The sequence below is a fragment of the Petrimonas mucosa genome (assembly GCF_900095795.1).
GTDB lineage: Bacteria > Bacteroidota > Bacteroidia > Bacteroidales > Dysgonomonadaceae > Petrimonas > Petrimonas mucosa.
The window spans coordinates 516769-538008 of sequence record NZ_LT608328.1 but is presented as its reverse complement, the minus strand read 5'-3'; the positions used below and the strand labels follow the sequence as shown (position 1 = coordinate 538008).

Annotated in this window: 20 protein-coding genes; 9 read left to right on the top strand and 11 right to left on the bottom strand. The window is 47.8% G+C overall.

From position 1 onward, the window contains the following. Nucleotides 1-11: 11 nt before the first annotated feature. From ING2E5A_RS02090 to cysS, 7 genes are all read right to left on the bottom strand, one after another. On the bottom strand, nucleotides 12-863 hold the full coding sequence (locus tag ING2E5A_RS02090; protein ID WP_071135980.1) for a carbohydrate kinase family protein: 852 nt from the start codon (nucleotides 861-863) through the stop codon (nucleotides 12-14). A gap of 54 nt (nucleotides 864-917) precedes the next feature. After that, complete coding sequence (locus ING2E5A_RS02085; protein WP_071138144.1) at nucleotides 918-1742, bottom strand: metal ABC transporter permease; 825 nt, start codon at nucleotides 1740-1742, stop codon at nucleotides 918-920. Nucleotides 1743-1750: 8 nt separating this feature from the next. Then, entirely contained in the window at nucleotides 1751-2197 is a 447-nt protein-coding gene (locus tag ING2E5A_RS02080; RefSeq protein ID WP_071135979.1) for a hypothetical protein, read from the bottom strand. Nucleotides 2198-2265: 68 nt separating this feature from the next. Beyond that, nucleotides 2266-3492 (bottom strand): 3-phosphoshikimate 1-carboxyvinyltransferase, encoded by a 1227-nt coding sequence (locus ING2E5A_RS02075; RefSeq protein ID WP_071135978.1) that lies wholly within the window; start codon nucleotides 3490-3492, stop codon nucleotides 2266-2268. Nucleotides 3493-3651: 159 nt separating this feature from the next. Next, nucleotides 3652-4989 (bottom strand): sodium-dependent transporter, encoded by a 1338-nt coding sequence (locus ING2E5A_RS02070; RefSeq protein ID WP_071135977.1) that lies wholly within the window; start codon nucleotides 4987-4989, stop codon nucleotides 3652-3654. Nucleotides 4990-5001: 12 nt separating this feature from the next. After that, entirely contained in the window at nucleotides 5002-5766 is a 765-nt protein-coding gene (locus tag ING2E5A_RS02065; protein ID WP_071135976.1) for a YaaA family protein, read from the bottom strand. Between the two features lie 11 nt (nucleotides 5767-5777). Continuing rightward, on the bottom strand, nucleotides 5778-7244 hold the full coding sequence (gene cysS / locus ING2E5A_RS02060; protein WP_197678536.1) for a cysteine--tRNA ligase: 1467 nt from the start codon (nucleotides 7242-7244) through the stop codon (nucleotides 5778-5780). Between the two features lie 178 nt (nucleotides 7245-7422). Between cysS and ING2E5A_RS02055 the strand changes: the two genes are divergently transcribed. The 9 genes from ING2E5A_RS02055 (at nucleotide 7423) to ING2E5A_RS02015 (ending at nucleotide 14522) form a co-directional block, all read left to right on the top strand. After that, on the top strand, nucleotides 7423-8115 hold the full coding sequence (locus tag ING2E5A_RS02055; protein WP_071135974.1) for a DUF5020 family protein: 693 nt from the start codon (nucleotides 7423-7425) through the stop codon (nucleotides 8113-8115). A 48-nt stretch (nucleotides 8116-8163) separates the two neighbouring features. Next, nucleotides 8164-9480 (top strand): NCS2 family permease, encoded by a 1317-nt coding sequence (locus ING2E5A_RS02050; protein WP_071135973.1) that lies wholly within the window; start codon nucleotides 8164-8166, stop codon nucleotides 9478-9480. Between the two features lie 212 nt (nucleotides 9481-9692). Further along, nucleotides 9693-10133: an IS30 family transposase gene (locus ING2E5A_RS02045; RefSeq protein ID WP_449421128.1), complete on the top strand. Its 441-nt coding sequence runs from the start codon at nucleotides 9693-9695 to the stop codon at nucleotides 10131-10133. Nucleotides 10134-10249: 116 nt separating this feature from the next. Further along, nucleotides 10250-10816, top strand: coding sequence for an elongation factor P (gene efp, locus ING2E5A_RS02040; RefSeq protein ID WP_071135971.1), 567 nt, complete (start codon nucleotides 10250-10252; stop codon nucleotides 10814-10816). 107 nt (nucleotides 10817-10923) lie between these two features. Further along, on the top strand, nucleotides 10924-11613 hold the full coding sequence (gene radC, locus ING2E5A_RS02035) for a RadC family protein (protein ID WP_071135970.1): 690 nt from the start codon (nucleotides 10924-10926) through the stop codon (nucleotides 11611-11613). Nucleotides 11614-11625: 12 nt separating this feature from the next. Beyond that, nucleotides 11626-11943, top strand: a complete 318-nt coding sequence (locus ING2E5A_RS02030) for a metal-sulfur cluster assembly factor (protein ID WP_071135969.1) — start codon at nucleotides 11626-11628, stop codon at nucleotides 11941-11943. 2 nt (nucleotides 11944-11945) lie between these two features. Then, a complete protein-coding gene (locus ING2E5A_RS02025) occupies nucleotides 11946-12692 on the top strand; it encodes a UDP-2,3-diacylglucosamine diphosphatase (protein WP_083373399.1) in 747 nt (248 codons plus the stop codon). Nucleotides 12693-12747: 55 nt separating this feature from the next. Continuing rightward, nucleotides 12748-13791, top strand: a complete 1044-nt coding sequence (locus tag ING2E5A_RS02020; RefSeq protein ID WP_071135967.1) for a hypothetical protein — start codon at nucleotides 12748-12750, stop codon at nucleotides 13789-13791. Nucleotides 13792-13877: 86 nt separating this feature from the next. Next, nucleotides 13878-14522, top strand: coding sequence for a vWA domain-containing protein (locus ING2E5A_RS02015; RefSeq protein WP_071135966.1), 645 nt, complete (start codon nucleotides 13878-13880; stop codon nucleotides 14520-14522). 126 nt (nucleotides 14523-14648) lie between these two features. On the opposite strand, the gene ING2E5A_RS02010 is transcribed toward ING2E5A_RS02015, so the two are convergent. From ING2E5A_RS02010 to ING2E5A_RS01995, 4 genes are all read right to left on the bottom strand, one after another. Continuing rightward, entirely contained in the window at nucleotides 14649-16019 is a 1371-nt protein-coding gene (locus tag ING2E5A_RS02010; RefSeq protein WP_071138143.1) for a Gfo/Idh/MocA family oxidoreductase, read from the bottom strand. 7 nt (nucleotides 16020-16026) lie between these two features. Continuing rightward, nucleotides 16027-17385, bottom strand: a complete 1359-nt coding sequence (locus ING2E5A_RS02005; RefSeq protein WP_071135965.1) for a 3-keto-disaccharide hydrolase — start codon at nucleotides 17383-17385, stop codon at nucleotides 16027-16029. 60 nt (nucleotides 17386-17445) lie between these two features. Continuing rightward, the gene (locus tag ING2E5A_RS02000; RefSeq protein WP_071135964.1) at nucleotides 17446-18867 is read right to left on the bottom strand and encodes a Gfo/Idh/MocA family oxidoreductase; all 1422 of its coding nucleotides are present in this window, start codon (nucleotides 18865-18867) and stop codon (nucleotides 17446-17448) included. Nucleotides 18868-19330: 463 nt separating this feature from the next. After that, entirely contained in the window at nucleotides 19331-21235 is a 1905-nt protein-coding gene (locus ING2E5A_RS01995) for a RagB/SusD family nutrient uptake outer membrane protein (protein ID WP_071135963.1), read from the bottom strand. Between the last annotated feature and the right edge of the window lie 5 nt (nucleotides 21236-21240).

Below are 21240 nucleotides of genomic sequence, written 5' to 3'. Positions count from 1 at the left end.
GAAACACCATTTTACACCCATGCCCCCGACTGCGTGCAGACATAGGCAGCCCTCTCTACCGCCACCTGATGTGCAACAGGAAGCGGTTTCCCTTGAAGCAGAGCAGAAATGAACGCACCGGTAAAGGAGTCGCCAGCCCCCACCGTATCCACTACGTCCACTTCCGGAGTTTTTATACAGGAGATATCCCGGGGTGTGTAGATAGTGCTGTAATCGGCCCCGGCGGTAAGGATCAAAAAAATGAGTTTATATTGATCCAGCAACCAGCGAGATAGAGCCTCGTCGGTATCTTGCTCTTTTCCATACAACCTTTTCAGCAACATCAGCTCCTCATCATTTATCTTCAACACATTGCAACTCCTCAACGAATCGGTTACAAGCTCTTTCGAATAATAGTCACGGCGGATATTGATGTCGAGGATCCTATAAGCATCTGCTGGGGCAGATGAGAGGAGTCTCATTATGGTCTTGCGAGAGATTTCCGATCGTTGGGCCAATGTTCCGAAACAAACCGCATCGGCCTTTGCAACCAGTTGCTCCATTGCCCAGGTAAGGGGGATATGGTCCCATGCTACCCCCTCGTTGATCGTATAATCAGGCATGCCATCATTGAGCTCTACCTGTACAGTCCCGGTAGGATAGTCAACCCTCTCGATAATTGCGTTGATCCCGGCCTTATCAATCTCACGGAGAAGTTCATCCCCAAGCTGATCAAATCCCACCGCGCTGATTGCATAACCTGCCGCCCCCATCCGGGAGGCATGATAAGCAAAATTAACGGGTGCGCCTCCAACTTTCTTTCCCGTTGGAAGCATGTCCCACAAAAGTTCTCCGATACCGATGACAACAGGTTGCCTCTTCATAGTTCCTATCGAATAGTCATTATTTTACTGCAGGTTAACTGCTCCATTTGGATCTTATCGTCTGGACCGGCCCTGGCGAAAACCCACCAGAAGCTTTCCGGCGAAAAAGATCACAATCAACACGAAGATGATGAATGCGCCGGATGGCACATTCAGATAGTATGACAACAACAAACCGACAACGCAGGCAAGAAAGCTGATGGCGATGGAAAGGGAGATGATCCGCGAATAGCTTACGGTAAACAGGTTGGCCGTCATCTGGGGAACGGTAATGAGCGACATCAGCAACACAATCCCCACCAGCCGGATGCTGAGTACTATGGTGACAGCCACAAAGAGCATCATCGCATACTCAATGAAGCGGGTATTGACCCTTCGGGTCCGGGCAAACTCCGTATCGAATGATACCGATACGATGGCATGGTAATTGATGGCAAAAAACGAGAAGAGCAATATCGTAAGCGTTGCAAGCGAAAAGATGTCGGTCCGCGTAATGGTGAGGATATTTCCGAAGAGGTATTCCGAAAGATTTGGGGCATACCCCGGAGTAAGAAAAGTAAGCATGATGCCCACCGCCATGCCTAGCGACCAGAAAGCGGCAATGGCCGAGTCTTCCCTGACACCCTGTTTTTGAGACAACCACTGAATGCCGAATGCCGAGAGTACCGAAAACAGCATCGCCGAAAAGATGGGATTGAGTCCAAAATAGAACCCGATGCCCAATCCACCAAACGAGGCATGGGTGATTCCGCCGCTGATAAAAACGAGTCGGCGGGTCACCACATAGGTGCCAATAATGCCGCAGGCTATGCTGGCAAAAAGGCTTCCCAGCAGTGCGTTCCTGAAAAAGGCATAATTCAGAAGTTCAAAAATCTCCATGGGTGGAATCAAGCATGCATTTTAGCCTCACGCAAGTCGTTGACAACGAGAACAATCTCATCTTTAATCTGATCGGGAACTGCGATGCCCCTAAGTTGCAGGCTACGCACCCAACGCGGTTTCTCTTCATCCACGATGGTGTAGAATACCTCACGGAACTCCTCCACCTCACTGTCTGAATAGCTGCCCGAATCCCGTAATCGGAACCTGTCGAGTTCTTCGTCGTCGAAATATTCAGGCTCCTCACGAAAAGCAGCGATCAGGCTGTCTTTCTCGCAAACCTCGTGCATACCGCAACACCCACTCTCCTTCTCCTCTTTCGTTCTTGCGTCAATCGACGGTGGCAGGGTCTCACGCTCCTGGACATTTCCCTTTCTGCGTTGTATCCGGTTTGAGAGGTACAACGCAATAACGAAGAAGAGGATGATTCCGAGCAAAATATATAAACTTGTCATAATTTTATGAAGTTAATTCGCAGACTCAGCTGCGAAATTTATAAGGCTGCAGTAACTGCAGCAAAAGATTATCCGATCTCTTCAATCCGGAAACCGGCTTTTCTCAAATCTTCCCAGAAATTGGGATATGATTTGCTCACTACCTGCGGGTCGTTCATTGTAACCGATTTGAAGGGGATGGCAGCCAGTGCCAGCGACATCGCCATCCGATGGTCGTCGTAGGTATCCATCACTGCATTCTCTTCAACAAAACAGCATTCACCGTCCCATTCCAACATCTCGCTGTCGGTTTCACGCAGAACAAATCCCAGTTTCTTCATTTCCCTCCTCAACGCCGCAATCCGATCGGTCTCCTTGATGCGTAAGCTTTGTAAACCAGAGAAAATAAACGGTACATGTTGAAAACAACAAGCGGCGACAAAAGTTTGCGCCAGATCGGGTTCGTAGATGAAATTATGGAAAAACTTCTTGATCGGTCTCCCCTTTTTCCGGATGACTACGCCATTCGAAACAAATTCGGTTGAGACACCCAGATCCTTAAAGAGGTTTACCAGGTTTGCATCGCCTTGACAACTGTTTGGATACAATCCGAGCAGGGTAACCTCCGCCTGGGCAGATAGGGATGCCATCGCATACCAGTAGGAGGCTGCCGACCAGTCCGACTCAACCTTGAAACTTACCGGTTTATATGATTGTGGTTTTATCCTTATCCTGTTTCCTTCCCATTTGAGATGAACGCCATACTCCTCCATCAGTTTGGCGGTCAACACGATATACGGTTTTGAAATGATTTCGTCCTGAATATTGATTATCAGACCCTTCTCCATGGTTGGGGCCACCATCATCAAAGCCGAGATAAACTGGGAACTGATATTACCGGGCACTTGCACCTCACCTCCCGACAATCGTTTTCCCTTGATTTTCAACGGCGGATACCCTTCATTCTTCAGGTATTCAATATCTGCCCCAATTGATTTTAGCGTATCCACCAACGGATAGATGGGGCGTTCGTGCATCCGTTTTGATCCCTGAACGATCCATTCCCCGTCCATTCCGGCCAGAAAAGCGGTCAGGAACCGCATGGCCGTACCGGCCCCTTTTACGTCAAACAGATTGGATTTGGAGTTGAAAGCATCAATAATAACCTGGGTATCTTCACAGTCGGAAAGATTCTCCACCGGTTCGGTATTCAAGCTTAACGCATTCAGGATAAGTACCCGGTTACTGATACTCTTGGATGCCGGAAGATTGACGGTAGCTTTTAACGTTTCGGGAGGATGAATTCTATATTGCATGCCGTGCTGCTATTTTTGCACAAAAATAGTAATAAATTACGGAGTCCCAAAGCAATGGATGCTCTTTAGTATTATTTAAAACGTTTCCTTGTTATTCATGAAAAAGATCCTCCCCAGCACCTGGTGCGGGGAAATACCAGGCGTCTGAGGGAAAAATCATTACTGCCCGATCAATCCATACAAGAAGATCAACAGAATGGCCACCGGAGCAAGATACCTCAGTATGAAACTGTACACTTTCAGAAAGTTAACCCCGAACCTGATCTTCCCGTTGTTGGTCAACTGCAGCTGAATAATCCGCTTATCGAGATACCATCCCGCAAAGAGTGAAATAAACAACCCGCCTACTGGGAGCATTATCTTTGCCGATATCATGTCAAGTCCGTTGAAAAAGGAGGGGGAAAGGGCAGAGACAGTACCCAGGATCAACACCCCCAGTACCACCAACAGCAATCCCTCTTTCCGGCTTACTCGATGTTCTTCCTGAATATAGATCGTTACGACCTCCATCAGTGAAATGGTAGAGGTCAGCGCCGCAATGGTCAGAAGGAGAAAGAACATGGCCGACCAGATCATCGAACCGGGCATTTGATTGAATAACTCCGGAACGGTAATATAGAGCAATCCGGGACCTCCTTTCACCAGATCCGAAACAATGGTGTCTGGATTAGCGGTAAGAGCGAATGCGGAGGGGAAGATTACCAGTCCCGCAAGCAGGGCCACTGCTGTGTCGAGAAGAGATACCTTGACAGCGGTCGCTGTCAGGTTAGAATTTTCGGTGAAATATGAGGCATAAGTCAACATGCATCCCATTCCTAACGACAGGGAGAAAAAACTTTGTCCCATGGCATCAAGAAAAACGGTGGATTTTACCTCCTGGAAATCGGGTTTAAAGAGAAAGTCGATACCTGCACCTGCCCCACTTAGCGATATCGATCTGACAACCAGAATGACGAGCAATAGAAACAAGAGCGGCATAAGTATCTTTGCCGACCGCTCAATTCCCTTCTGTACACCGGCAAAAATAAAGTATGCTGTAAGTATTACAAAAAAAAACATCCAGCCTACCTGCTTCGGACGGTTTGCAAGCAGAGAACTGAAATTGGCAGAAAAATCGTTCACCCCCTTCAGGCTTCCGGTAACGGATTGAATAAAATAATCAACTGTCCAGCCACAGACCACCATATAGAATCCCAGAATAATGAATCCGGTGAGGACACCCAGTCTGCCCACCCATTTCCAGGGGGTACCAGGTGCCAGTTTTTTAAAGGCCCCTGCGGCATTTGCCTTGGATGAACGTCCGATTAAAAATTCGGCCATCATCAACGGAATTCCAAAGAACAAGATACAAGCTAAATAGATAATGATAAAAATCGCACCTCCGCCGTCGGCCGTTTCACTCGGGAAACGCCAGATGTTTCCCAGCCCTACGGCTGAACCTGCGGCCGCTGCCACCATTCCCAGCTTAGATCTGAATGTAGATCGCTTCTCTTTCATGCAGTTATTTAGTTATCGGATAAATACCCATTTATCTTCAGTTGAAAGTTGTGGATAGAAAAAATAGTTCTCATAATCGAAGGCTTTCACCTCTTCAACAAGTTTCAGCCGGTTCTTGATGATGAATCGTGCCATCAGTCCACGCGCTTTCTTGCTGTGGACCACGACCTGCCGGAGTTCACCATTCTCCTGTTGCAGAAAAACCACCTCAACGATACGGGTATTTTCAGGCAACAGTTTCCGGTATAACATGCCGGAATACTCCTTGGAGGCCACATTGATGACAACCCTCTCCTCTCCTGCCAGTTTCTTGGATAGATACCGGTTTACATCCTCCTTCCAGAAATCGTACAGGTCTTTATATCCGTCGGGCTGGATTTTTCTGGAAAACTCCAAACGATACGGTTTTATCCGGTCGAAAGGTCTTAACACTCCATAGAGTCCCGAAATGATGTTGAGGTGTCTTTGGGCAAACGCTACTTCATCGTCATTGAAATCGTGTGCATTCAACCCTTTATAGGCAATACCGTCATAAGCCAGTGCAGCAGCTCGCTGAGGAACCGTCCTGGAGTTGAACGACTGAAAGTATCCGTATACCTGCCGGGCAATATTGCGGTGTACTTTCATCTTTTCAGCAACATCTGCCTCAGAGAGAGTCCTGCAGGCATCCAGCACTTCAATGCTCTTTGCCTGAAACAACGGCACGGTTGTCTCTATTGAATCTCCTTCCTGGAGATCAAAGTTCATCCGCTTGGCGGGAGAGAGAATGATCTGCATGACGATTTACTTCAAATCTGCCACTCCACACCCTCCTTGGTATCTTTAATCACCACTCCTGCAGCCTTCAACCGGTCGCGGATCTTATCGGATGTAGCCCAATCCTTATTGTCGCGGGCCGATTTCCGAATGTCGAGAATCAGCTCCATCAGGCCGTTGATCACATCACTGCCTGCATGCTCCTCACTCTCGTCCTTCAATCCCAGGATATCGAAAACAAAGGTTTTCATCAGGCTCTCCAGATTATCAATATCGATTGCCGTAAGGGTCTCTTTTTTATCGATTGCCGAATTGATGATTCTCACAGCTTCAAACAGGTGTGCGATAAGCACAGGACTGTTGAAATCGTCGTTCATCGCTGAGTAGCAGGCTGCGCGAAGTTCATCGATGTTAACCGATGAGTGGGCAGAAGGTTCAATCTTCCGGATACGCCTGATGCTTTCCATCAGCCTCTTGTACCCCTTTTCTGCAGCCTGCAACGCTTCGTTCGAGAAATCGAGCGTACTGCGGTAATGCGATTGAGCCATAAAGAAGCGGACGGTCATTGGAGAATAACCCCGCTCCAGCAAAGGATGGTCGCCTGTAAACAACTCACGGGGCAAGAATCCGTTACCGGCTGTTTTCGACATCCGGGCACCGTTAACCGTAAGCATGTTGGTGTGGACCCAATATTTTACCGGCGCTGTATGGTGGCATGCCTGCGACTGCGCAATCTCGTTGGTATGGTGTGTAGCCTGCAGATCCATCCCCCCGCCGTGAATGTCGAAGGTTGTACCCAGGTATTTGGTGCTCATGGCGGAGCACTCTATGTGCCATCCGGGGAATCCCCAACCCCAGGGCGACGGCCACTTCATGAGCGTTTCGGGTTTGGCCTTGATCCAAAGGGCAAAATCGAGCCTCCCTCTCTTTTCATCCTGTCCGCCCAGCTCGCGTGTTCCCTCGAGGAGTTCTTCCAGTTTACGGTTCGTAAGAACTCCATAAGGATACTCCCGGTTGTACTTCTCTACATCAAAGTATACCGTCCCGTCTATTTCGTAAGCATATCCGGCATCCAGAATCTTTTTCACCATCTCTATCTGCTCCACGATATGTCCGGTTGCTGTAGGCTCAATACTGGGAGGTAGCGTATTGAAGATCCTCAATATCTCATGAAAACCGAGGGTATATTTCTGTACGATCTCCATCGGTTCCAACTGTTCAAGTTTTGCTTTTTTGGCAAATTTATCATCGCCCTCATCGTTATCACCCTCCAGATGTCCCGCATCGGTAATATTCCTCACATACCTCACCTTATATCCAATATGAAGCAGATACCTGTAAATCAGGTCGAAAGAGATAAAGGTCCGGCAATTTCCCAAATGCACATCACTGTAGACCGTTGGTCCGCAAACATACATCCCTACAAAAGGGGGGTTGATTGGTTCGAAAAGTTCTTTGGCACGAGTTAGCGTGTTGTAAATGACCAGAGGTTGCAAAATATTTCCCTGCATGATAACTAAGCTTGAATTTATAAATAAAAGCAAAAATACAAATTTATCCAATAACTGGAGATGGTATTAAATAAAAGATAAAAAAGATCCATTAAAAGCCCGATTAGTTTACATTTTTTTATTATTTTCGCCGTTTCTTTTCAATAATCTCTAAATTTTAATATTTATGTTGCGAAAATTACTCCTGCTTTCTTTGTCATTAGTGGCACTTACCTCGTTGAATGCGCAAAACTTACAATTGCACTTCGATCCACGCAATGCTCTCTACGGCAATGACGTAGCTGCAAAGAACTACCTTACGGCTACTTTCGAGATGTTTAAACCCGATGCATGGGGCTCGACATTCATGTTCGTCGATTTCGATCTTAATGGTGACAAGCGGAACATCGGTCTGGTTTACGCCGAGATTGCGCGGGCATTCAAGATCAAGGATTTTGCATTGATGCCCCATCTCGAATACAACGGTGGCCTTGGAACAGGTTTCTCGATTCCCAGCTCCTATCTTGCCGGTGCAGAGTATCCTTTCCAGCTTGGAAATTTCTTCATGGGAACCTATGTTGCCTACAAGTTGAATGCTTTTACCAAACTGAGCCACGACGTTCAGTGGACTCTGACCTGGAATTCTGCATTCCCCAACAGTAAAGTGTCATTGGGCGGTTTCCTCGATTTGTGGAGTGAAAACAAGGACCGGGTTAACGGAGAAGGCGGCAAGAAACTGATCATGTTGAGCGAACCGCAACTGTGGTATAACTTCACCTCCAACTTCGCTTTGGGTACAGAGGTCGAGTTGAGCTATAACTTCGCCGGTGCCGACAAGTTCTACGCTATCCCCACACTGGCCACAAAATGGAACTTCTGATCGACACATTATTGTCATTAACAATCCACCGATAAACATTGAACGATCATGTTAGAAAAAATTTTCAAACTCAAGCAAAACGGCACCAATGTTCGCACGGAGATTCTGGCCGGTGTCATCACCTTTTTGACCATGTCATATATCCTGGCCGTCAATCCTCAAATATTGGGTGAGACAGGCATGGACAAAGGCGCCCTGTTTACGACGACTGCAGTTGCGGCTATTGCCGGAACTCTCTTCATGGCACTTATAGCCAATGTTCCCATTGCGCAGGCACCGGGGATGGGGCTGAACAACTTTTTTGCCTTCAGTGTGGTGATTGCCATGGGGCACACCTGGCAATTTGCCTTGACCGGCGTTCTGATTTCCGGTTTCTGCTTTATGTTGCTGACCATCTTCAACATCCGGAAAATTATTGTAGACAATATCCCGGTGGCACTAAAAAATGCGATTCCTATCGGTATCGGGCTATTTATCACCATAATCGGATTGAAAAGTGCTGGAATTGTTACGGGTAACCCTTTCACGCTCGTCCAGCTTGGCAACATGGCCGATCCAAATGTATGGATTGCCGTGCTCGGCCTGATCGTAATTGCCGTACTTCTGGTAATGAAGGTTCATGGCGCCATCCTGATCGGTATCATCGTTTCCACAATTTTTGCAGCATTCTTGGGCCTGATACAGTTGCCCCAGGGCAGCTGGATTACCTTGCCTCCCAGTATTGAGCCCATCTTCTTCAAGTTCGAGTGGAGCAGTATTCTATCTTTCGACATGCTGATCGTGGTATTTACCTTCTTGATGGTAAACATATTCGATGCAATGGGCACGTTGATCGGTGTTATCTCAAAAATTGGAAAATCGGAAAAAGACGGCAGCTTCCCTCAATTGCAAAAGGCCCTTTTTGCCGACGCACTGGGGACATTTGTGGGTGCACTCCTGGGTACCAGCCCCAACACCTCCTATGTGGAGAGTGCTTCGGGTGTGGCTGCCGGTGGTAGAACCGGACTTACCAGTGTGAGCACGACCTTGATGTTTGTCCTTGCACTTTTTCTGGCTCCGATATTTTTGATGGTGCCTGCAGCTGCAACTGCTCCTGCCTTGATCATCATCGGTCTATTCATGATGAGCTCGGTCGCTGAAATCAATTTCAACGAAATAAGCGAAGGATTTCCGGCATTCATCACCATCATCTTTATGCCGTTCACATACAGCATTGCCAACGGAATCATTTTCGGAATGTTGAGTTTCACCATTGTCAAGCTCTTGTCGGGTAAAGTCAAGGATGTAAGCATCACCATGTACATATTGACGTTGTTCTTCCTGATCAAGATCATTCTCGATGCATCAAATGCTTTTGTGCACTGATGGTCCACTCTCAACTACCAGCATGGAAAAAGACCTAAGTTCAACTTAGAAGTGCAACATCCACGTGTTGTTTTTTGAAATGATTCTTCACAACAATCATGAAAAACACCGGGGGGGGTTGCCTAACGGCCGGGGGCGCGCAAGCCCCCGAAGAGAGTCGGACAGCAACATAAAAGAAAAAGGAGACCGAAGTCTCCCTAAAATTAACTATTATGTTGCTTATGAAAAAATACAAACAGTTAACTTCAGAACAAAGGTACGCGATTTATTTAGGTTTAGAAAACGGTGACACCCAGCGGACGATCGCGAGCTTGATAGGTGTCAGTCCTTCAGCGGTGTCCAGGGAGTTGCAGCGCAACAAGGACGTGATAAGGACGATCACCACGGACAACGGCTTGGAGTTCGCGGCGCACGAACGGATCACGGAGATGCTGGAAGCCCCGGTGTACTTCACCGACCCCTATTCGGCATGGCAAAAAGGATCGATCGAAAACGCGAACAAGCTCATCCGGCAATACATCCCCAAGGGGGCGTCCTTCAAGGACTATCCACCCGACAGATTGAAGCGGATACAGCACAGGCTGAATGAAAGACCGAGGAAAAAATTGGACTTTAACACACCCAAAGTTGAGTTTTACAAACAATTAATGTAAATTGCACTTGCTGCTTGACTCTGCCAGATGCTCAACACGTTAATTTATTTGCTGTTCTGGAATAAAACCATTACTTTTGCGGCCTAATCCAAACATAATTCAGACAACAATAATTTATGGCAACAACAGCTGATTTCAGAAACGGAATGTGCATCGACCTCGACGGACAATACTATTTCATTGTTGAATTTCTTCACGTGAAACCCGGGAAAGGCGCTGCCTTCGTTCGCACAAAACTTAAGAACGTGACTACGGGACGAATTCTCGAAAAAACTTTCAACTCGGGAGTCAAGGTGGATGAGGTTCGCATCGAACGCCGTCCGTTCCAATACCTTTATCAGGACGATATGGGATATAACTTCATGAATACCGAGACGTTCGAACAGGTACCCATTCCTGCAGAACAGATAGAAGGAGTGGAGTTCCTGAAGGAAGGCGATCTGGTAGAGGTTCAGATCCATGCCGAGAGTGGAACCATCTTGACAGCGGAAATGCCAACACATGTCGTGCTGCAGGTTACCTATACCGAACCGGGCATCAAGGGCGATACGGCTACCAACACGCTGAAACCGGCTACTCTCGAAACCGGAGCCGAAGTACGTGTTCCACTCTTTATCAACGAAGGTGAAAAGATAAAGGTAGACACACGCACAGGCACATATGTTGAACGTGTGAAAGAGTAATCCCGTTACGTCAACATAGAAGGATCTCACACATAGAGAAGAGAGGCACCGTATTTTACGGTGTCTTTTTTTATATTACCTTTGTAGCAGACCATGAATTGAATAGAATGAAAAAAATCAGCATTAAAAAGTGGGCGGAAGAGGATCGTCCGCGTGAAAAACTGATGCTGAAAGGTGTTTCAGCATTGTCCGACTCCGAGTTGCTGGCCATTCTCATCGGTTCAGGGAATGATAAAGAGAGCGCAGTTGAGCTCAGTAAAAGAATTTTGCATAAAGCCGATAACAACCTCAACAAATTGAGCCGTTTCAGCGTTAACGACCTGGTACGTAATTTCCGGGGTATCGGTCCGGCAAAAGCAATCACTATTGTCGCCGCTCTGGAGTTGGGCAGAAGAAGAAGATCGGAAGAGCCGGTGAAGAGGGATAAGATCACCTCTTCGAACGATGCCTTTATCGTTCTCTACCCACTTCTGGCAGATTTAAACCACGAAGAGACGTGGGCATTGCTGCTCGACCGCTCCAACAAGGTAATCTCCACCATGCAGGTAAGCCGCGGTGGAATATCTGGAACAGTAGTAGACATACGGTTAATCCTACGTGAGGCAATCAACCTTTATGCCAGCAGCATCGTGCTTGGGCATAATCACCCGTCAGGGTACTGCATGCCGAGCACGCAGGATACCACGATCTCGAAGAAACTGAAAGAGGCCGCCAAATGGATGGATATTACGTTACTTGACCATATCATCGTTTGTGGCGAGACCTATTACAGTTTTGCCGACAACGGAATCATTTAACAAATAAAAAATATGAACGAAGAACTTCAAAAACTGCAAGATAAGATAGTGGTCCTGCTCCGCACCGTGTATGACCCTGAAATTCCAGTGAATATCTACGACCTGGGATTGATATATGACGTGGATATCGATGACGCCAACAATGTAACCATCGAGATGACATTCACCTCCCCCAGCTGTCCCGCTGCCGACTTTATCCTGATGGACATCCAGATGAAGATCGAGTCCATCCCGGAAGTAAACCGAGTGGATATCAACCTGACGTTTGATCCACCCTGGGATAAATCGATGATGAGCGAGGAGGCATTGTTGGAACTTGGGTTTATGTGATGATGGGCAGCAAGGTCTATTTTGTCTCCGATGTTCATTTAGGCTCAAAGATGCATACCGATTCCGTTAATACGGAACGGAAGCTGTGCAGATGGTTGGATTTCGCCAGAAAAGATGCGCAGGCCATCTACCTGCTGGGAGATATCTTCGATTACTGGTTCGAGTACAAGACGGTGGTTCCCCGAGGGTTCACGCGACTGTTGGGAAAACTGTCCGAGATCAGCGATTCGGGTATTCCGATCTATTTTTTCATCGGCAATCACGACATCTGGCTTACCGATTACCTTCAGAACGAATGCGGATTGATCGTTCACCGCAAACCGCTGCTCACGGAAATTTCCGGCAAAAAATTCTTTATCGCCCACGGTGATGGACTGGCCGACAAGTCGATCGCATTCAGACTGCTTCGTAAACTTTTTCACAGTAAATTCTTGCGGAGCTGTTTTGCGACGATCCATCCCCGATGGACGGTAAGTCTTGCACATGCCTGGTCGAATAAAAGCCGCGAGGCGGGAGGTGTGCAGGATTTTCTGGGAGAAGATAAGGAATACCTCATTCAGTTTGCCAAACAGGAAATTGTACGGACACCCGACATCGACTATTTTGTCTTCGGGCACCGCCATCTGGTTCTGGACTTCCAATTGAACGAAAAAACACACGTTATCAATATCGGCGACTGGATCCAGCACTTCTCATACGGCCTCTTTGACGGAAAAGAGATGAGGCTGGAAAAATATCAGCAAGATTAATAACAGTCCCGATCCAATTGGCTGCTTTGCTCGAAAGAGATCCTGAACTCTCGACTTGCAAGCAACCGGAATCCCCTATACAGTATCACAAAAGAGAACAAGATACCGACATGAGAAATTACCATATAATTACTCCGCCATTGTCAGCCAATTCTTGGATAGGGCGGGGATTACATTCATCTATCCGCCACGACTCTTCCAGGATGGGGATTTTCAGAGGATGATTGCCTACCACCTCCCCTACATCGGGCATTCACAGATTGATCTGGCTGCGCTTACACTCCGGATTAAACAGAACTACTGCATCAAGAGTGACCACCCTACGCTGGCCTATATCGCCGAAAGGGAGCTGGGAGATGAGGGTTACGAAGTGAGGTTTCCCCTGGAAAAGATTACCCGCGAAAATCTCGACCAGTCGATCGATGCCATTATCGAAGAAATTGCACAGCATAAATCCAGAAACTGGCTTCTGGCGGAGGAGGAGCCGTTTATCAAGCACATAGCCTATTCCCCTTTATTCAAATCTGAGTCTAAAGAGTATGCCAAGGGGAAAAGGGATGACAAAATCACGGCAGACGAGAATTTCGAAAAGATGGCCTTCCAGGTTCCGGAGGATCTCATGGAGGGTATCATGAAGCTGCAAACGGCCGGTTACCTCTCCAGACTGATCGAATTCCTCGAGGAGCTGCAGAGGTCGACCCGCAAGCTGAGCCGTCTGAGAATCGCGTCAGATTTCAGGATCTACCTGATGGACTACGACATGATGGAGGTGAAGATGAGCCCATTGCCAAAGGCTGTCTACCTCCTGTTTCTGAGACATCCGGAAGGGATCCTTTTCAAAGAGTTGCCCGACTATCGTACAGAGCTGATGGAAATCTACAAGAGGATCACGTTTCGGGAGAATCCAGACAAAGCCAAGGAGAGCATCATCCGGGTGACCGACCCGTACGACAACTCGATCAACGAGAAGTGCTCCCTGATCAGCATCGCATTTCTGAAGGTGGTGTCGGAAGAGATTGCCGAAAACTACTACATCACCGGGTTGCGGGGTGAACCCAAGAAGATTGCGCTCAGCAGGGAGTTGGTCATCTACGAATAACCTTTCGAATCGCAAGGCTTGTGGATCTCCCAGCCCGCCGGCTCATGAAGCTATCTTTGCAACGTAACCATTAAAACAGCAAAGATATGAACGAGAATTATCTGAAAATCATCTTCGTTATCGACGAAAGCGGCTCCATGTCAGGCACTGAGTCTGACGTGACAGGAGGATTCAACAACTTCATCGAACAGCAGCGGGCACAGCAACAGGGAAGAGTAACCGTCTCACTCTACAAGTTCAACAACAGCTGGAGCAGGGTTCTGAATGATCTACCCATTGAAGAGATACGCCCATTGACAAGCGCAGATTACACTCCCGGTGGCCTCACCGCCCTCTATGACACCATCGGGCACGCCATCACCGATATCGGCAACCAGATCAGGTACAGCAAAGAGGAAGATCGTCCGTCGATGGTGATGATGGCCATCATCACCGACGGTCAGGAGAACGCATCGAGAGAGTATGATGCCGTAAAGATCAGGCAGATGATCCATGAACTGGAACAAAATGGGAACTGGCAATTCATCTATCTGGGTGCTGAGGTGAGCAATTTTTCCGATGCCGACTCGATGGGGGTCTATAACAAGATTGCCATGGACAAGACCAAGATGAAAAGCAAGTTTGATGTGATATCGGAACACACCATGCGATTCAAGGTTGCAGACCTGGGCAGGGAGCAGGAGAAATTGTGGAGTGACTTCATGAAGGATCTCTCCAAAGAGAAGGAGTGAATATCCAGAGGCATAAATGGATAAAAGGAGGCATCCCAAAAATTTAGGAGGGCTTGCAAACCCTCCTAAACTTCTATTTACACTCTATCGGGGCAGACACCCCTCCAGATTCTATACTCTTTATTCTTAGAGTTTGGGCAACTTCCACGGTTCGCGGTAATGGGCCTTCGCCAACCGGTTGGCTTCCAAGTGATCGAATGTAGCTGTTTCATTATCCCAGTTCAACGCTGTACCTACCCGACAGGAGATATTTCCCATATGGCTCAGTTTGGCCACTTCCGCACCGATTGCAATGTCGGCATTGGGCAACTGGCGTGAGCGCATGCACTCCAGCATGTTGCCGGCATGGAGATACAATCCTTTTCCTCCACCAGGCTTCTTCGCTACGGCCTCCATTCTAGGGGTATTGGGTTTCCGTTCATCATCGCATGGATAGCAATAGGGGAAATTTCGGCTGTTAACTGCCTGTTCGGGTATCACCTCCCACCCTTGCCGGGTCAGGATAAGCGTGCCGTTCTCACCGAAGAATGCAACCCCTTCACGCAGTCCAAACAAGCCGTTTCCAATACCACAGGCGTGATCCCAGATGATGTTGAAGTCGGGGTACCTGTAGGTTACCATAAGGGTGTCGGGAGTCTCCATTGCATCGTCGGGATAGCCAAATTTTCCTCCAGCGCCAAAGAGAGATGCCGGTAAACCAGCATTCATCCCTTTCATTGCATAGTCCAGAAGGTGTACGCCCCAGTCGGCCATCAATCCCCCCGCATAATCCCAGAAAAAACGGAAATTATAGTGGAACCTGTTTTGATTGAAAGTTCTCTTCGGTGCAGGACCCAGCCACATGTCGTAATCCACTCCCGCAGGAGGAGTCGAGTCGGCCACAACCGGCAATGTCCATTTGCTGGTCTGGTATGCCCACACCTTGACTGTTCTCACACGCCCCAGATTTCCGCTCTGGACATATGCTGCTGCCTCGTCCCAGTGGGGGTCGCTCCGCTGCCACTGTCCCACCTGCACAATCCGGTTATATTTCCGGGCAGCACGCACCATCAGGTCGCACTCTTCAATAGTATTGGCAAGCGGTTTTTCCACATAAACATCTTTCCCGGCCTCACAGGCAGCCACCAACTGAAGGCAGTGCCAGTGATCCGGCGTGCCGATAATTACCATATCGACATCCTTGTTGTCGATTACCCGCCGCCAATCCTTTACCAGCTGAGGCGGCTTCTTCCCGGTCATCTGCTCTAGATCGGCAGCACGCTGATAGAGCCATTGATCGTCAATATCGCATAAAGCTATACATTCCGTACCGGGATATTGCAAGAAAGTTTTCAGGTTTGACCATCCCTGATTCCTGCAACCGATGAGCCCGATCTTGATCTTATTTCCGGGAGCCGACTCTCCATAAACGGAAGAGAAAGATCTCCCCATCATTGGCGTCAGACCTAAGCCGGCAGCCGTAATGGCCGAACTCTTCAGAAAATTTCGTCGATCCATGATATTGTTATTCAAGTTCTTTAATCTTAATGTTCTGGAACCACACCTCATCGCCGTGATCCTGAAGCAAGATCAGTCCCTCTTCCGCATTTCCGAAGTTGGGCCAGTCTTTGTACTTGCTGTATGCAACCAATGCATTCCACATCTGGTTGTTACGTTCGTATTCAATGATTTTTACTCCGTTCAGCCAATGCTCAACATGGTTTCCTTTCACCACCACCATTGCCGTATTGAAAAAGCCAGAACGGAAAGGCTTGTTTGCCGGTGCCGGAATCAGATCGTAAAGCGAGCCGAGAGTGCGGTTCCCGGCAACACCCAATTTGGCATCTGGATGTCTTTTGTCGTCCAAGATCTGAAATTCGCATCCGATAGCTGAGCCAGCGCCTTTATTCAGGTTGGTATCAACAAAATACTTGATACCGCTGTTGGCACCCTCTGTAATCCTGAAATCAACTTTCAGGATAAAGTTTTTGTATGGACGGGTAGTGACGATGTCACCGCCGTTGGTAGACTCGCCGCCTCCGCTTTTGTGTACCTTAAGGATTCCGTCTTTGATTGACCAGCCCTTAGAGGGGAAAGCATCGAGTTTGGCTCCACGCCATCCGTTGGTTGTCTTTCCATCCCATAACAGTTTCCATCCTTCACGTGCCTCCCTTTCGGAAATGGTGTTGGCAATGGCATTAACCTGTTCTATTTCATCGCTGTTTTCAGGCATACGGAACTTATCGAGATCCTGGGTCAATATCCGGATGTTTCTCCAGGAAACCGTCTTGCCCTCTAGCTCCTTATTATTAATCGAATGTACCTGCAGAGCTATAAAGCCCGATTTGGTAACGTCATCCAACAGGTCGGCACAGGGAACACCGTTCACCCAAGTACGGATGGAGTTTCCAATCGCTTCAATTCGGGCCTTGTTCCATTGGTTTGGCTTAAATGCATTTTGTCCGGCCGGATTATAGGTTAACGGATAGAGCCATCCGCGACGAGCTTCGTCATAAATACCGCCCGTCCATGCCCTGCTCGACGGATCAATCTCGAACTGGTAGCCATGAACACGTCCATTGTTGTACTCCTTCAGGCTGTTGCTTCTGAACTGAACACCAGAATTCAAGCCATCATCCACTTTAAAGTCGAACTCCAGGATAAAATCATCATACATCTTGTTGGTTGCCAAGAAAGTATTCGGCGTTCCAACTTTTGAGATACCGATAATGGTCTTATCCTGCACCTTATATTCGGCCGTTCCGTTGAGTTTGGTCCAGCCCCTCAGGTTTTTCCCATTGAAAAGGTCCTGCCATTTGGCTTCCTGAGCCGAGGCAGCCACAACAAAAAGTGTTGCGATCAAAACAAGAATATTTCTTTTCATACGATTATTTTTTCGAGGTACTTATCTCCTTGATGATTAACAGAAAATTTTATGACTGACTTAGATCTCATAAAAATGTTCCCACCCTTTTCGGGGGGGAGTCCCTACCAGGTATGCGTCGGCAAACGGATCATTTATCACCCGTTTTGTCTCCCGGTCAAAAACGATCTTCCGGTTCAACCGTTGTGCAGCCACACCCAGGCAGAAGACCTGGCTAAGCGGACCGGCTATCTCGAAAGGCGAACGGGTCTTCTCCAATCCCTGGCAGGCCAGCAGGAAGTTGGCAAAATGGTTCGACGGGCTTTTCGGGACTTCGGGAAGTTTTTTCTCCATCTCCTTGGCTTTCTCATCGGGGATGATACTGAGTGTGCTCCCATGCGATCCACCCTTAAATATCAGCTCCTTGCTGTAAATCTCTTTTCCGGGATTCAACTTGGCCGGCTGAATCTTTCCTCCTCCGACACTGGGAATATTGGGATCAATCTCGGAAACACCATATCCTTCAGGAACAGCCGGAATATTGTCGAGACCGTCGTACCATGTTATGACAACAGGAGGCATTTTCCCTCTTTTGGGGAATTTGAACTCGATGGTGCTTGACATGGGGTAGAAGAAATCATTGTGTTGGGAGAGTCTGACCGGATTGACCTCTTCCGGCAGGCCCAGATCGAGAAACTCGTGTGCGGTATCGATGATATGCGCGCCCCAGTCGCCCAACGCTCCCATTCCGAAATCGTACCAGCAACGCCACTGTCCTTTGTGGAAATCCTTGTTGTAATCGTGATAGGACTGTGCCGACAACCAGGTATCCCAATCCAGCGTTTCGGGGAGCGGCTCGGCAGCAGGAAATTTCTTGATGTTAGAATCCCATCCGTGCCAGCGGCGAGTACTGTTCATGTGTGCCGTAATAGCTGTGACATCTTTGATGATTCCGGCCTCCTTCCAGGCCTTGAACTGGAAGTAGTTGGCCTCGGAGTGTCCCTGGTTGCCCATCTGGGTGACCACTTTCGGATATTTGCGGGCAGCCTTTATCATCAACTCAACCTCATGGAATGTACGGCCCATAGGTTTCTCCACATAAACATGCTTTCCCTCCTTGATGGATAGCATAACGGCAGGAAAATGGGCGAAGTCAGGCGTCGCAATGGCAACAGCTTCAAACTCATTTCCAATCTTGTCGAACATCTCCCTGAAATCCTTGAAACGCTTTGCGTTCGGAAACTTGGCCATCGCCTTCTGGGTGTGTTCGGCTCCCATATCTACATCACAGAGGGCTACAACGTTTGCCAATCCTGTCTTGTCAAAATCGTTGATGATCTCCCAACCTCTGTTTCCGATCCCGATGTGTGCCAGATTTACTTTCCGGTTTGCACCTACGATACGGCTGTAGCTGGCCGCGTTTGTTTTTGTGTAGATACCGCTTAGTGCTATCCCGGCAGAGGCTAAGGCAGTGCTCTTCAAAAAATCTCTTCTTGTTGTCATAGATTTATAATTATAAAACGGTTTCTCATTAGCAACACCATAGTTTATACAAACAAAAGTAGCTTTTTAAATCTGTTTTTTCAACTTGTTTGCCATATTTTCAGGCAGGTATCAACTAATTTTCGGAGATACGATCCTGCTCCCCTGTTTTAGCTTCCGTGCTACATGGAACCGTCAGTCCTGTTTATTAACAGCAAGACATCCGATTTTCAAGAATCAAAAAGATGAAAAAACCTGTGTACGTCCACAAAAGTAACGGTATGATCACAAAAACACAAAAAATAGACCTTAAACATTGTTAACAAATACAATTTGGCTTCGACAGTTACATTTTGCTCTCAATTTTGCGATTTTCCTGTAAGGATGCAATATTCCACATGAGGAGTTGATGAGTAAGCAAGAGAGAGGTCCAACACCTGCGTTGAACCCCTCTCATTACTCACACCTGTCAAAGGATGTTTTTTCAATTTGCGTCCGGACCTAGTACGGTACCCTCTTTGGGAACAATCAACGGCTCAACGTTATTTTCGGCTCCAGGATAACCGATGTTCTGATTGATGATTCCCTTAATGTTGGTATTGATAGCATTTGCCGGAATAGGCCACAACACGTGATGGACGCTGATTTTATACTCTGCCCATTTGTGTTTCACACCTTTATTGTAGAAATTGCTCTGCTTTACTACCCAATCATAGTAGAAATTTATACCTTCCTGCTTCACATTCGAGTTGGTACCACCTGGACCGGAGAAGTTATCCAGCTTGTAAACCCTTCCTCCAAATACTTCGCAAGGTTTTCCTGTTTTTGCATAGGTGTAGGCAATTCGTGTCAATTCCGACTTACGGTTCTCTTCATAATACAATTCCCTGGCCCTCTCATCCAGGATCGCACCGATATTGATATCACCCGCGGTCAGGGCATCTGCCCCGGCACGTAACCTGACCACGTTCAATGCCTCGGCCGCCTGCATCGGTTGATCCTTCCAGTAATAACACTCTGCCATAAGCAGATAGACCTCAGCCGACCTGTAAACATACCAGGGGGTCTCTCCTCCTGCCCATTGTGTCTGCAACGGGTCAGGCACAAACAGCTTATAATGGGGCCAGGAGAACCAGCACCGGATAGTGTCTTCGACCGACATGGCCACCGGTTTGACCAAATTTTGCCCATACCACGGATTGTTGGAGTTCTTAAGCGCGGGATTGTTGTATTGCAGATCTTCAGGACTTCTCCAGCTGTCGCGATTATATATCCCCCGCAGATCGTTCCTCTCCTTCTCTGTCCAGATCTTGTTGGTATAGTACCAGGTTGGCCGTAGCCGCCCGATCCCTCTTCCATAGCTCTTGTTCAGATCCATCCAGGGATCGGTCTCATCTGGATGGATACTCACGCTCGTCCCGGTCATTCCATCGGGAGTCTTCACATTACCGCTGTTCCAGAAAGGCACGCCGTTGCGCATGGTCTGAATCCTGTCCGATCCATCTACTTCAGGGTAAGCAACCACATACATCAACCCTTCAGTATTGCTCATATCAAACTTCGCTTCAATGCTGTGCAGGTCGTGCATCAGGTTTGTCCTCGGCTTTGTCCTGTTGGACGTAAAGCGTTGCGTCATCAAGGGGTGCTTGGCAACAATCTCATTTCCCACTTCAATAGCCCTGTCAAAATGGCCCAAAGCCATACAAACTTTCATCAACAAAACACCGCATGCCGCCTTGGAAGTTCTTCCACGGTCGACTTTCTCGGGAACCCATTGATAAGCAAATTCGAGATCCGGCAATATCTTTTCAAGAATAGACCAGCGGTCGTATGTGTAAAAATCATATTTGGGGCCGGTAATCTCCCAATCCAGATATGGTATATTCCCAAACTGATGGGTCAGCTTATAATACCTGTAAGCCCTGTGAAAATAGGCCGATCCCAATACCGCGTTTCTTTCAGCCTCGTCCTTATATTCTGCCTGATCGATTCTGGCGATGACGACGTTGGAGTATTTGATGCCTTTATAACCTTCATACCAGTACCACCCTACACGTGTTCTGTCAGTACTGTTCAGCTCTGCATCCGGTAGCAACGAGACATCCAGGTCCATCTGTGGTCCCGCCTTGTCGGTTGTCCCCTCCACGGCCATATCCGAGAGAATGAATTCTGTCAGAATCGGGGAGCCATCTCCAAAAAATTCGTGTCGCATATTACGCTCGCACGTGGTCAATGCCGCGTAGAAACCATCAGCATCCACATAGGTGTTTTCAGGGGTGTAGAACGATAGCGGCTTAGGAGTTAGCCAGCTCTCGTCACATCCGGATATCATTAAAACAAATCCGATCAGAATAATGACATATTGCGTTTTTTCAAATATCTTTCTCATGATTC